The sequence below is a fragment of the Mycobacterium bohemicum DSM 44277 genome (assembly GCF_001053185.1).
Taxonomy (GTDB): Bacteria; Actinomycetota; Actinomycetes; order Mycobacteriales; family Mycobacteriaceae; genus Mycobacterium; species Mycobacterium bohemicum.
This window is the reverse complement of the sequence record NZ_CSTD01000003.1, coordinates 404,335-417,280: the sequence shown is the minus strand read 5'-3', so window position 1 is coordinate 417,280 and position 12,946 is coordinate 404,335. Positions and strand designations below refer to the sequence as shown.

The 12,946-nt window shown below is 69.7% G+C and carries 10 protein-coding genes and 2 pseudogenes; 1 reads left to right on the top strand and 11 read right to left on the bottom strand.

Features of this window, described 5'->3' with window-relative positions:
- Positions 1-14: 14 nt before the first annotated feature.
- From mtrA to ftsZ, 10 genes and pseudogenes are all read right to left on the bottom strand, one after another.
- A complete protein-coding gene (gene mtrA / locus BN971_RS16520) occupies positions 15-701 on the bottom strand; it encodes a two-component system response regulator MtrA (RefSeq protein WP_007168097.1) in 687 nt (228 codons plus the stop codon).
- 132 nt (positions 702-833) lie between these two features.
- The gene (gene lpqB / locus BN971_RS16515; protein ID WP_085182056.1) at positions 834-2,591 is read right to left on the bottom strand and encodes an MtrAB system accessory lipoprotein LpqB; all 1,758 of its coding nucleotides are present in this window, start codon (positions 2,589-2,591) and stop codon (positions 834-836) included.
- A gap of 1 nt (position 2,592) precedes the next feature.
- Positions 2,593-3,885, bottom strand: a pseudogene (gene mtrB / locus BN971_RS16510) (MtrAB system histidine kinase MtrB); the annotation flags it as partial.
- Between the two features lie 75 nt (positions 3,886-3,960).
- Positions 3,961-4,212 (bottom strand): annotated as a pseudogene (locus BN971_RS25900) (nucleoside/nucleotide kinase family protein); the annotation flags it as partial.
- Positions 4,213-4,312: 100 nt separating this feature from the next.
- Positions 4,313-5,785, bottom strand: coding sequence for an adenosylhomocysteinase (gene ahcY, locus BN971_RS16505; RefSeq protein WP_085182059.1), 1,473 nt, complete (start codon positions 5,783-5,785; stop codon positions 4,313-4,315).
- A 98-nt stretch (positions 5,786-5,883) separates the two neighbouring features.
- On the bottom strand, positions 5,884-6,480 hold the full coding sequence (gene alkX / locus BN971_RS16500; RefSeq protein ID WP_085182153.1) for a TetR family transcriptional regulator AlkX: 597 nt from the start codon (positions 6,478-6,480) through the stop codon (positions 5,884-5,886).
- A gap of 26 nt (positions 6,481-6,506) precedes the next feature.
- The gene (locus BN971_RS16495) at positions 6,507-6,689 is read right to left on the bottom strand and encodes a rubredoxin (protein WP_085182060.1); all 183 of its coding nucleotides are present in this window, start codon (positions 6,687-6,689) and stop codon (positions 6,507-6,509) included.
- Entirely contained in the window at positions 6,686-6,862 is a 177-nt protein-coding gene (locus tag BN971_RS16490) for a rubredoxin (RefSeq protein ID WP_085182061.1), read from the bottom strand. The genes BN971_RS16495 and BN971_RS16490 overlap by 4 nt, the downstream gene beginning before the upstream one ends.
- Entirely contained in the window at positions 6,859-8,100 is a 1,242-nt protein-coding gene (locus tag BN971_RS16485; RefSeq protein ID WP_085182062.1) for an alkane 1-monooxygenase, read from the bottom strand. Before BN971_RS16485 ends, BN971_RS16490 begins: the two co-directional genes overlap by 4 nt.
- Before the next feature lie 218 nt (positions 8,101-8,318).
- Positions 8,319-10,424, bottom strand: a complete 2,106-nt coding sequence (gene ftsZ, locus BN971_RS26315; protein ID WP_139027125.1) for a cell division protein FtsZ — start codon at positions 10,422-10,424, stop codon at positions 8,319-8,321.
- A gap of 286 nt (positions 10,425-10,710) precedes the next feature.
- Here ftsZ and BN971_RS16475 point away from each other — a divergent pair, with 286 nt between their 5' ends.
- Complete coding sequence (locus BN971_RS16475) at positions 10,711-12,171, top strand: wax ester/triacylglycerol synthase family O-acyltransferase (protein ID WP_085179046.1); 1,461 nt, start codon at positions 10,711-10,713, stop codon at positions 12,169-12,171.
- 21 nt (positions 12,172-12,192) lie between these two features.
- Here the strand turns inward: BN971_RS16475 and BN971_RS16470 are convergent.
- A partial coding sequence (locus tag BN971_RS16470) for a cell division protein FtsQ/DivIB (protein WP_211704215.1) occupies positions 12,193-12,946 on the bottom strand: 754 nt, incomplete at its 5' end.

Genomic DNA, 12,946 nt, shown 5'->3' with positions numbered 1-12,946 from the left:
GTCGCCCGCCCGGATCACGGAGGTCCGGCCTTGTATCCCACTCCTCGAACGGTCAACACCACGGTGGGGTTCTCCGGGTCCTTTTCGACCTTGGCCCGCAGGCGCTGGACGTGCACGTTCACCAGGCGGGTGTCCGCCGGGTGCCGGTAGCCCCACACCTGTTCGAGCAGCACATCACGAGTAAACACCTGCCGCGGTTTGCGCGCCAACGCGACCAGCAGGTCGAACTCCAGCGGCGTCAGCGAGATCTGCTCGCCGTTGCGGGTGACCTTGTGCGCCGGCACGTCGATCTCGACGTCGGCGATCGACAGCATCTCGGCCGGCTCGTCGTCGTTGCGCCGCAGCCGCGCCCGCACCCGCGCCACCAGCTCCTTGGGCTTGAACGGCTTCATGATGTAGTCGTCGGCGCCGGATTCCAGGCCCAGCACGACGTCGACGGTGTCGGTCTTGGCCGTCAGCATGACGATCGGGACGCCGGAGTCGGCGCGCAACACCCGGCAGACGTCGATGCCGTTCATGCCCGGCAGCATCAGATCCAGCAGTACCAAGTCGGGGCGCAATTCGCGCACCGCGGTCAGGGCCTGGGTGCCGTCACCGATGACCGCGGTGTCGAAACCCTCCCCACGCAACACGATGGTGAGCATCTCGGCCAGCGAAGCGTCGTCGTCGACGACCAAAATCCTTTGCCTCATGGAGTCCATGGTGTCACACCAGCGCGTCGAGGGCGCCCCGCAGCCGCCGCACTCCAGCGGCAGAATCAGGTCGAGCACCCGGTCAGTGTGGCGAATGGCGCCGACATGTGTGTGCCGGCGTGTGCCGGTGTGTGCCGGCGGCTATCCCGGCAGCACCGGCGCCGCGCCGGGCACCGTCAGCCCCGAGACCTCCGACCAGCCCTGCTGTCCCTCGGCCGCCGACGCCGAATACTGCACCACCCCGTCGGGGGCGGCGACGTACACCGTCGACGGGTTGGCCGCGACCGTGGACACCGGCAGCCCGACACCGCGGGACGGGGCGTCGGAGTTGACGCCGTCGAGGTTCACGTACGACACGGGGTGACTGGCGTCGGTGCGGGTCACCACGATGTCGTCACCCGTGCGCCACGACAGCGACACCACCGAGGTGCCCAGCCCGAAGCCCAGCCGGCGCGGATAGGTCAGGGCGTACTGCCCGGCCTGGGTCTGCTCGACCCCGGCCAGGATCACCTGGCCGCCGATCACCATCGCGGCGCGCGTCGAGTCCCGCGACAGCTGCAGGTCGGTGATGGGCCCCGGGAAGCGGCTGGCCACCGCGACGGAATCCACCGGGATCCGGGCGGGCTGGCCCGACGCCGGTTCCTGGATCGCCCGCAGGACGTTGTTGCCGTCCACCACGGTCCAGACCGCGTCGTCGAGCGACCAGCTGGGCCGCGACAGGGTGTGCCCGTCGGCGGACTGGACCGCCTCGGCGCCCAGGTCCCCGATCCACAGCGACGCCGCCATGTCGGGTGCGCCGCGGTGCAGGGTCACCACGGACGCCACCTGCCGTCCGTTGCGGGACAGCGCGGCCCCGGTCTGGTCGCCCATGCGCCCGAAGGCGCCCTGCACCGCGGTGATGTGCTGCCCGTCGAGCGCGACCAGCGACCCGTTGACCAGGGCGTGCAGCCCGGCGCCCGCGCCGTCGGCGACGCCGGGGTCGGTGGCGGCGACGTCGGAGGTGGTCCAGCCCTCGGCGAACCGGTCGTCGAGCGGCGCGCCGTCGGCGTTGATGACGTACGGGCCGCGGATGTCCGCGCGGGCCAGCGTCCAGATGATCTGCGCCGCAAGCAAAGCCCGGCTGTGCGGGTCGGTGGTGGACAGCTTCTCCAGCTCGATCCGGGCGCCGCCGTAGCCGCGCCCGATCCCGTTCTTGCCGCCGTCGGCGCGGGTCACCGGCCCGCGCAGCCGCAGCGGCGGCGCGAGCAGGTTGCGGACGGTGTGCGCCATCTCCGGCCGTGGCCCGGCCACCAGCTTGGAGATCAGCTCGGTGGCCAGCTGATCGTGGTCGGGCACCGCGACGTAACGGGGGTCGGGCACCACCGTCTTGCCGGTCGGGTCGGCGAAGTACAGGGTGTTGCGCTTGTAGGTCGCCTGGAACTGCTGCCAGTCCAGGAAGACGCCGTTGGGCAGCCGGTCGATCCGCCAGCCGCCCGAGGTCTTGACCAGCTCGATGGGGCCCGGGTCGGGCAGCACGCCCTCGGCGGTTTCGAACACGCCGACATCGGACAGCGAACCGAGGATGTCGGCCCGCATGTTCGCCGAAACCCGTTCGGCGGCACGGGTTTCCACGAACACCACGTGGTCGATCAGCAGCGCGCTGCCGGCGTCGTCCCAGGAGTTGGACGCCGACTGGGTGAGGAACTGGCGCGCCGCCAGGTGCCGGTTCGCCGGGTCCGCGGTGGCCTTGAGGAACTCGCGCAGCAGCACGTCGGGGTCCATCCCCGGGGTCGGCTTGGGCAGGTTGGAGGGGGCCGGCCGCTCGACGGTGCCGATGGCCTGCGGCGCCGACGAATTGGGCACGCCCGCGCAGCCGGCGAGCACCGCCGCCAGCACCAGCATGGTCAGGAGCCTGCGCACGCTACCCGCTCCTCTCGGCGTGCTCGCGCTGCCGCTGGCTTTCCTTGGTGTGCTGGGTGGGCTGTAGACCGGTGGCGGCGCCCGGCGGCGGCCCGGGGACTCCGGGCTGCGGAATCGGCTTGAGCGGCAGCGGGCTGGTGGTGACCTTGTGGCCGCGCACCAGCGGCAGGGTCAGCCGGAAACACGCGCCCTGACCGGGCTCGCCCCAGGCCTCGAGCCGGCCCTGGTGCAACCGCGCGTCCTCGATGCTGATCGCCAGGCCCAGGCCCGTTCCGCCGGAGCGCCTTACCCGCGAGGGGTCCGACCGCCAGAACCGGCTGAACACCAGCTTCTCCTCGCCGGGCCGCAGGCCCACCCCGAAGTCGCGGACCGTGACCGCGACGGTGTCCTCGTCGGCGCCCATCCGGATCTGCACGGGTTTGTGCTCGGCGTGGTCGATGGCGTTGGCGATCAGGTTGCGCAGGATCCGCTCGACCCGGCGCGCGTCGACCTCGGCGATCACCTCGGTGTCGGGCATGTCGACCTGCAATTCGATGCCGGCCTCCTCGGCGAGGTGGCCGACGTTGCCCAGCGCGCTGCGCACGGTGGCCCGCAGGTCCAGCGCCTCGACGGACAGCTCGGCCACGCCGGCGTCGTGCCGGGAGATCTCCAGCAGGTCGTTGAGCAGCGTCTCGAACCGGTCCAGCTCGTTGACCATCAGTTCGGTCGAGCGGCGCAGGGTCGGGTCGAGGTCCTCGCTGTGGTCGTAGATCAGGTCGGCGGCCATCCGCACGGTGGTGAGCGGGGTGCGCAGCTCGTGGCTGACGTCGGAGGTGAACCTGCGCTGCAGGTTGCCGAACTCCTCCAGCTGGGTGATCTGGCGGGACAGGCTTTCGGCCATGTCGTTGAACGACACGGCCAGCCGGGCCATGTCGTCCTCACCGCGCACCGGCATCCGCTCGGACAGGTGCCCCTCGGCGAACCGCTCGGCGATCCGCGACGCCGACCGCACGGGCACCACCACCTGGCGGGTGACCAGCAGCGCGATCCCCGCCAGCAGCACCAGCAGCACGACGCCGCCGGTGATCATCGTGCCGCGCACCAGCGTGATGGTGGCCTGCTCGTTCTTCAGCGGAAAGATCAGGTAGAGCTCCAGGTTGGCCACCTGCGCCGACGCCGGCGTGCCGATGATCAGCGCGGGGCCCGAGAAGCCGTCGGTGTGCACGGTGGCGTACTGGTAGGCCGCCTGCCCGGCCTTGATGAAGCCGCGCAGCGAGTTGGGCACCTGGTCGACGGGCCCGGCGGCGCTCGCCGCCGCTCCCTCGCGCAGCCGCGCGGCGCTGTAAGCCGCGTTCGAGGCGACGTAGCGGTCCAGGATCACCACGTCGTGGGCGCGGCACATCTCCTCGACCTCGCCCGTCGCGCTTGCGCGGTCGAGGGCGAACAGCGTCGCCATCGCGTACACCGACGAGGCCAGGTCACCGTGCTGGCCGTGCAGGGCCTCCGACGCGAGGTCGGCGGTCACCGAGCGCCCGTACCGCGGGAAGTCCAGCATGGCGACCGACTTCCCGGCGGCCTCGAAGGCCTTGCGCAGGCCGCCGGACAGCGTCCGCTTGCCGGCGCCGTCGACCCCTTCGATCACGATCAGCACGGCGCGAGCCTAGTCCTTCCCGAGCGCCCGGCCAGCCGGGCTTTCGGTGCCGAGCGCCCGGCTGGCCGGGCGTTACGGCGAGGGCGAGAGCTCAGTAGCGGTAGTGGTCGGCCTTGTAGGGGCCGTCGACGTCCACGCCGATGTACTCGGCCTGCTCCTTGGTCAGCTTGGTCAGCTTGCCGCCGAGCGCCTCGACGTGGATGCGGGCGACCTTCTCGTCGAGGTGCTTGGGCAGCCGGTACACCTCGTTGTCGTACTCGTCGTTCTTGGTCCACAGCTCGATCTGCGCGATCACCTGGTTGGAGAAGCTGTTGCTCATCACGAACGACGGGTGGCCGGTGGCGTTGCCGAGGTTGAGCAGCCGGCCCTCGGAGAGCAGGATGATCGACTTGCCGCTGTCGGGGAAGGTCCACACGTCGACCTGCGGGCGGATGTTGGTCTTGGTGGCGCCGGAGCGCTCGAGCTGGGCGACCTGGATCTCGTTGTCGAAGTGCCCGATGTTGCCCAGGACCGCGTAATCCTTCATCGCCTTCATGTGGGCCAGCGTGATGATGTCCTTGTTGCCGGTCGCGGTGATCACGATGTCGGCCTGGCCGATCGCGTCCTCGACCGTCTCGACGTCGTAGCCCTCCATCAGGGCCTGCAGCGCGTTGATCGGGTCGATCTCGGTGACCACGACGCGCGCCCCCTGGCCCTTCACGGAATCCGCGCAGCCCTTGCCGACGTCGCCGTAGCCGCAGACCAGCACCTTCTTGCCGCCGATCAGCACGTCGGTGCCGCGGTTGATCCCGTCGATCAGCGAGTGCCGGCAGCCGTACTTGTTGTCGAACTTGGACTTGGTGACCGAGTCGTTGACGTTGATCGCCGGGAAGGCCAGGTCGCCGGCGGCGGCGAACTGGTAGAGCCGCAGCACGCCGGTGGTGGTCTCCTCGGTGACGCCCTTGACCGAAGCCGAGATCTTCGTCCACTTGCCCTTGTCGGTCTCGAACCGGCGGCGCAGCAGGTCCAGGAAGACCTTCCATTCGGTGGGGTCGTCCTCCTCGGCGGGGGGCACCACGCCGGCCTTCTCGTACTGCGCGCCGCGCAGCACCATCATGGTGGCGTCACCGCCGTCGTCCAGGATCATGTTGGCGGGCTCGTCGGGCCAGGTCAGCATCTGCTCGGCGGCCCACCAGTACTCCTCGAGCGTCTCGCCCTTCCAGGCGAACACCGGCACGCCCCTGGGTTCCTCGGGGGTGCCGTAGGGGCCGACGACCACGGCGGCGGCGGCGTGGTCCTGGGTGGAGAAGATGTTGCACGACGCCCAGCGGACCTGGGCACCCAGCGACACCAGAGTCTCGATCAGCACCGCGGTCTGCACCGTCATGTGCAGCGAGCCCGAGATCCGCGCGCCCTTGAGCGGTTGCACGTCGGCGTACTCGCGCCGCAGCGACATCAGACCCGGCATCTCCTGCTCGGACAATTCGATGTCGCGGCGGCCGTAGTCGGCCAGCGACAGGTCGGCGACCTTGAAATCGATGCCGTTGCGAACGTCGGGGGTGAGCGATGTCTCGGTCGTCGTCATGCGTGTTTCATCCTTCTGCGGGGATCAGCGGATCCGGCGGTACATAGGTTAAGTATGTTCTTCCGCCACTGTAGTCGCCGGTCCGTCGGCCCCCGAGACTAGGGAACGCCCGCGACGCCGTGGCGCTCGGCGAACGGCGCCATCAGCCGCGCGAGGTCCGCCGCGACGTCGTGGTCGGCCTCCGGCGGCATGGACACGTAGCTCAGGCACAGCCGCACGATCGCGCGCGCCAGCACCCCGGCGTCGTCGTCGCTGGTGGCCACCCACGTCTGGGTGAAGGTCGACGCCAGCCGCGACGACGCCCGGGTGATGATCGGCCCGCTGTCGGTGGTGATGAGCTGCAGCAGGTCGGGCTTGGCCACCCCGCTCAGCAGCGAGATCACCAGCGGGTCGGCGGCGGATTCTGTGAAGAAGGAACGAAAACCCTCCAGGAATGCTCCGTAGATGTCGCCGACGTTGGCGTCGACGGCGGCATGGACGGTGTCCACCAGGCGGTCGGCCAGGCGCAGGGCGTACCCCTGCGCCAGGCCCTGCCGAGAGCCGAACTCGTTGTAGATGGTCTGCCGGCTGATGCCCGCGGCGCGCGCGACGTCCGACAGCGTGATGGCCGACCAGTCGCGAGTGAGCAGCAGATCCCGCATCGCGTCGAGGACCGAGTCCCTCAGCAGGATCCGCGACGCCTCGGCGTACGCCATCCGCTTCACAGGCGCGAGGATATCGCTCACGTGCGCGCGACCTCCACCATCTCGAAGTCGGACTTGGCCGCGCCGCAGTCGGGGCAGCTCCAGTCCTCGGGGATGTCGTCCCAGCGGGTGCCCGGGGCGATGCCGTCCTCTGGCCAGCCCAGCGCCTCGTCGTACTCGAAACCGCACTGGATGCACCGGAAGAGCTTGTAGGCACTCATCGATTCGCTCCTATCTTTTCGAAGTCGACCTTCTCGCGGACCGCGCAGTCGGGGCAGCACCAGTCGTCGGGAATCCGCTCCCAGGGCGTGCCGGGCGGAAAGCCCTCGCGCGCATTGCCTTTCGCCTCGTCGTAGACGTAGTCACAGCCCGGGCAGCGGAAGCTGGCGGTCACGCCGCGGCTCCGTACTTGGCGAGCAGCCGGGCACGCAGCCGCGGGTGCAGGTTCACCCTGGTGATGTCGCCGTCGTAGTGCTCGAGCACGCGATGGTCCATGACCCTGCGCCACAGCGGCGGGACGTAGGTGAGCGAGATCATCGACGCGTACCCGCTGGGCAGGTTGGGCGCCCCGTCCATGCTGCGCAGCGTCTGGTAGCGCCGGGTGGGGTTGGCGTGGTGGTCGCTGTGCCGCTGCAGGTGGTAGAGGAACAGGTTGGTGACCAGGTGGTCGGAGTTCCAGCTGTGCACCGGCGCGCAGCGCTCGTAGCGGCCGTTCGCGGTCTTCTGCCGCAGCAGGCCGTAGTGCTCCAGGTAGTTGACGGCCTCCAGCAGGGAGAACCCGAACACCGCCTGGATGAGCACGAACGGGATCAGCGCCGGCCCGAAGACCGCGATCAGCACGCCCCACAGGACCACCGACATCGCCCACGCGTTGAGCACGTCGTTGGACGGGTAGGTCCGCGGGTCCCACGGGCTCCTGCCGAGCCGGCGAATCCGCTGGGCCTCCAGCCGCAGTGCCGAACGCAGGCTGCCGAACACGCTGCGCGGCAAGAACTCCCAGAAGGTCTCGCCGAACCGCGCCGACGCCGGGTCCTCCGGAGTGGACACCCGCACGTGGTGGCCGCGGTTGTGCTCGAGGTAGAAGTGGCCGTAGCAGGTCTGCGCCAGGGTGATCTTGGACAACCAGCGCTCCAGCGACTCGCGCTTGTGGCCCATCTCGTGCGCGGTGTTGATGCCCACGCCGCCGACGATGCCGACCGACAGCGCCACGCCGAGCTTCCCGCCCCAGCCCAGGGCGCCGTCAAAGCCGAGCCAACCCAGGTGGGCGGCGGTGAACAGGTAGGCGCCGAACACCACGGTGAGGTACTGGAACGGGATGAAGATGTAGGTGCAGTAGCGGTAGTACTTGTCGTTCTCCAGCCGCTCCATCATCTCGTCGGGCGGGTTCTGCCCGTCCGGCCCGAACCGCGTGTCGAGGATCGGGAGCAGCACGTAGACCAGGAACGGCCCGATCCACAGCGGAATTTGGGCCGCGGCGTGCCAGCCGAGCTGGTTCAGTCCCCACACGATCGGCAGCATCACGAACAGCGCCGTCGGCGGGATCAGCCCGATCAGCCACAGGTGGCGCTTCTTGTCCCGCCAGGCGGGGGCCTCGCCCGTCGCCGCCTCCGACTGCCGGCTGAATGTGGTCATATGCCAAACCTCCTTGTGAGTCACACCACGCTTGGGATTGGACAATACATCGCTTTGCGTCTTCCGTCTAGACAATTTGAGCTGTTTTGTACAACTGCGGGCGGCGTCGAGCCTGCGCTGCCGGCATCGAACCTGCGCTCACGTCGCGAATCCGGCGTTTTCGACGCCCTGGACGCAGGCTCGACGCCCGCACGCAGATGCACGCAGATGACAGTGGGCTACCGGGTCGGCGCGGCGCTCGCCGCGCGGCGGCCCTGCACCGAGTGGCGGTAGCCGTAGCCGGCATAGATCGCGGTCCCGGCCACCAGCCAGATGCCGAACCGCACCCAGGTCAGCGCGGTGAGGTTGACCATCAACCACAGGCACGCGCAGATCGAGGCGATGGGCAGCACCGGCACCCACGGCGCCCGGAATCCGCGCTCGAGGTCCGGGCGGGTGCGGCGCAGGACCAGGACGCCGGCCGACACCAGGACGAACGCGAACAGCGTCCCGACGTTGACCATCTCCTCCAGCTTGGCCATCGGGAAGACCGAGGCCGTCGCCGCCACCAGCACGGCGACGAGCACCGTGATGCGCACCGGGGTGCCCCGCGAGCCGGTCTTGGCCAGCTGCCGCGGCAACAGGCCGTCGCGCGCCATCGCGAACAGCACCCGGCACTGACCGAGCATCAGCACCATCACCACGGTGGTCAGCCCCGCGAGCGCCCCGATGGAGATGACCTCGCTGGCCCAGTGAATGCCGTTGTCCTCGAACGCCGTTGCCAGGTTGGCATGCCCCCGGCCGGGAACGGTCTTGAGCTTCGTGTAGGACACCATGCCGGACAACACCACCGCGACCGCGACGTAGAGCACGGTCACGATCCCCAGCGACGCGAGGATGCCCTTGGGGACGTCGCGCTGGGGGTTCCTGGTCTCCTCGGCCATGGTGGCGACGATGTCGAACCCGATGAACGCGAAGAACACGATCGACGCCCCCGCCAGCACGCCGTAGAAGCCGTAGTGGCTGCTGTGCGCCCCGGTGAGCAGCGAGAGCACCGACTGGTCGATGCCCCGCACGTCGGCCCCCGCTTCGGGCTTCGGGATGAACGGCGAGTAGTTCGAGCGCTTGATGTAGAAGGCGCCGACGGCGACGACCAGCACCACCACCGACACCTTGATGGCGGTGACCACCGCCGAGAATCGCGAGGACAGCTTGGTGCCCAGGGCGATCAGCGTCGCCACCACCGCGACGATCAGCAGCGCGCCCCAGTCGAGCTGGACGGATCCCACGCCGACGGTGCCACCGGCGAACCCGAACACCGTGCCGAGATAGCTCGACCAGCCCTTGGCGACGACGGCGGCGCCGATCGCCAGCTCCAGCAACAGGTTCCAGCCGATGATCCAGGCCAGGAACTCCCCGAACGTGGCATAGGAGAAGGTGTAGGCGCTGCCCGCGACCGGGAGCGTGGAGGCGAACTCGGCGTAGCACAACGCCGCCAGCGCGCAGGTCGCCGCGGCGATCACGAACGAGATCCAGATCGCGGGACCGGTGATGTCGCCGGCGGTCGACGTCAGCACGCCCCGCGCGCCCTCCATCGAGGCCTCGAGCAGCGGCGAGTTGATGGCGATCTCGGCGGCCTTGAGCGAGCGGCCCTCGCCGCGGGCCGAGCCGATGCCCATCAGCGCCGTGCCCGCGCCGGACATGATGCCCTTGACGTCGGCGAAGTCCACGTTGATCAGGCCCGGCGTGGTGATCAGGTCCGTGATGCCCTGCACGCCGTTGAGCAGCACCTCGTCGGCGCTGCGGAAGGCGTCCATCAGCGACACCGCCGCGTCGCCCATCTGCAGCAGCCGGTCGTTGGGGATCACGATGAGGGTGTCGCAGCTCTCCCGCAGCGCGGCGATGCCGTTCTCGGCCTGGTTGCCCCGGCGCTTGCCCTCGAACGAGAACGGCCGGGTGACCACGCCGACGGTGAGCGCGCCGAGCTTGCGGGCGATGCTGGCGACGACGGGCGCGCCGCCGGTTCCGGTGCCGCCCCCCTCGCCGGCGGTCACGAACACCATGTCCGCCCCGCGCAGCAGTTCTTCAATCTCGTCCTTGGCGTCGTCGGCGGCCTTGCGGCCGACCTCGGGGTCCGCGCCGGCGCCCAGCCCGCGAGTGGAGTCGCGACCGACGTCCAGCTTGACGTCGGCGTCGCTCATCAGCAACGCCTGTGCGTCGGTGTTGATCGCGATGAACTCGACGCCCTTGAGGCCTTGTTCGATCATCCGGTTGACGGCGTTCACGCCGCCGCCACCGATCCCCACGACCTTGATGACGGCCAGGTAGTTATGCGGGGGGGTCATCATTCGTCTTCCTCCCTGGTGGGCTCAAGCTCTTGCCTGCAAAACCCTCAACCTCAACCATAGGTTTAGAGTTATGTCAAGTAGTTTCGCGCAAACAGAACGGTATGGGCACGGCGCGCCGTAGCCTCGCAGGCGCGCCGACGCGCCGGTGCGAAATTTGAGCAATTTCGGGCGCGTCATTGCGGCGACGGTAGACAGAACAGTGACGATGACTGGGAACGGCGCGACCGATCGGTAAATGATGATGCGGGGGGCTCGGCGACTCGACTGACCAACGGAGGCCAGGGTGGAGCAACTGAGCGGCCTGGATGCCGCGTTCGTGTACGCCGAGACCGCCGGCGCCGCGCACGTGACCTTCTTCGGGATCTACGATCCCTCGACGACGCCCGGCGGCATCGTCACCTTCGATGACGTGGTGGAGCACGTGGCCTCCCGGCTGGGCGCGGACCGCGTCTTCCGTTCGGTGCTCGCGCGCGTGCCGTTCGACCTGGATCACCCGTACTGGGTGCGCGACAAGAAGTTCGACCTGAGCCAACACCTGCACCACCTGACCCTGCCGCGGCCCGGTGGGTGGCGGCAGCTGTGCGACGAGGTGTCGCGGTTGCACGCCGAGCGCCTCGACCTGCGCCGGCCGCCCTGGGCGGGCTACGTGATCGACGGGCTGGGCCGGATCAAGGGCGTTCCGAAGGACGCGTTCGCCGTGTGTTTCAAGGTCCACCACTGCGCGGTCGACGGGGTGACCGGGCTGTCCATCGTCAACGGGCTGCACGACCTGACCCCCGAGATCGCACCGCCCCTGGACGACGACTGGACCCCGGAGGCGCACCCGTCGTCCCTGCATCTGCTGGCGCGCACCGCGGTGACGTTCGCGCGCCGTCCGGTGCGCTTCGCCTCGGCCGCGGCGCACAGCATCCCGTTGCTCGGCCGGTTGCCGGGCGCGATCAACCGGCGGATGCCGGTCGGGCCCCGACTCGAGCACGACACGTCCCTCGAGGTGCCGGACAGCCCGTTCAACGCACACACCGACAGCACCCGCAACTTCGACGCCCGTTCCTACGACCTCGCGACATGCAAGGCGGCCTGCGCGCTCGTCGAAGGCGCCACCGTCAACGACGCCGCCATCACCGGCATCGGGGGCGCGATGCGCCGCTACCTCGAGGAGAAGGACGCGCTGCCGGACAAATCTCTGGTGACGGCGATGGCGATCTCCATGCACGACAACTCCGGCCGCCGGCGCGGGGTCAACCAGATTTCGGTGGTCCGGGTTCCGCTCGGCACCGACATCGCCGACCCGGTGGACCGGCTGCGGGCCGTACACGAGGCGACCGCCCAGTCCAAGGCCGCCAATTCGGTTCTGGGAGAACAGGTTCTGCAGTACGCCGAATTCGTGCCCGGCGCGCTCGTCGTGACGGCCCTGCGGGTCGGGATGGCCGCCCACCTCGGCAGGCTCGCCGAGCATTCCCACATCTCGAACACCCTGGTGTCCACCATGCGGGGCCCGGACTTCCCGGTCTACCTGGTCGGCGCCCGGATGCTCGCCGGCTACGCCCTGTCGCCCTTCACGCAGGGAGGCGGGCTGATGCACAACGTGATCAGCTACTGCGGACGCATCGTCGTCAGCATCAACGGGTGCCCCACCGTGATGCCCGACATCGCGCACTACGGGGATTGCATGGACGCGTCCTTCGCCGAGCTGAAGGCCGCCGTGAGGCCCGCGCGGCAGCGTCGTCCCCGCGCCCAGCCCTGAGCGGGCGCCCGCGCCGGGCCGCTATTTGACGGTCGGCAGGTCCGGGCTGGACACGTCGTAGGTCCGCCCCGGCTGGGTCAACAGCGCGGCCAGCTTTTCCGCCTTCTCCTCGGTGCGGTCGGTGGTCCCCCAGACCACCACCCGGCCGTCGTTCAGCGTCAGGGTGATCGAGGCGACCGACGGCGCCGCGATCCGGCTGACCTGGCCGGCGACCTCGGGCCGCAGCGCCGTCAGCACCTGCAGCGCCGCCTTGGTCGCCGGGTCGCTCGGGCCCGGGTCCGCGACGTCGATGTAGGGCAGCGCCGGAGGCGGCGGCGCGGTCGCGAAGTCCACGCCATCGCGGTCGAAGAGGTGCGGGCCGTCGGGAAAGTCCTTGACCGCCACCGGAACCCGCTCGACGATCGTGATCCGCAACGCCGACGGGTACTGGCGCTGTACGCGGGCGCTGGCCACCCGCCGGATCGCGGCGACGCGGTCGGCGACCTGGTTGGTGTTGATCTGCAGCAGCGGCGTGCCGGGCCGCACCTGGGCCGCGTCCAGCACTTCCTCGCGGGTCACCGCCCCGATGCCGGTCACGACGATGCTGCGTGCCGACATCGCGGGCGTGAAGTAGAGCACCAGCGCCAGGCCCACCCCGAGGAGCGTCAGCAGCACCGTCGCCAGCAACATCTTCAGGCCCCGGACGACACCGCGCCCGACGGGCTTGGGCTGGTTGACCAGGCGTCCGGTGGCCTTGCGCTTGGCCTCCCGGCGGGCCTCCTCGATGGCTCGCGCG

Coding starts and splice junctions, on each gene's coding strand:
- mtrA (WP_007168097.1), bottom strand. CDS start 701: ATGGACTCCATGAGGCAAAGGATTTTGGTCGTCGACGACGACGCTTCG.
- ahcY (WP_085182059.1), bottom strand. CDS start 5,785: ATGACGACGACCGAGACATCGCTCACCCCCGACGTTCGCAACGGCATC.
- alkX (WP_085182153.1), bottom strand. CDS start 6,480: ATGGCGTACGCCGAGGCGTCGCGGATCCTGCTGAGGGACTCGGTCCTC.
- BN971_RS16495 (WP_085182060.1), bottom strand. CDS start 6,689: ATGAGTGCCTACAAGCTCTTCCGGTGCATCCAGTGCGGTTTCGAGTAC.
- BN971_RS16485 (WP_085182062.1), bottom strand. CDS start 8,100: ATGACCACATTCAGCCGGCAGTCGGAGGCGGCGACGGGCGAGGCCCCC.
- ftsZ (WP_139027125.1), bottom strand. CDS start 10,424: ATGACCCCCCCGCATAACTACCTGGCCGTCATCAAGGTCGTGGGGATC.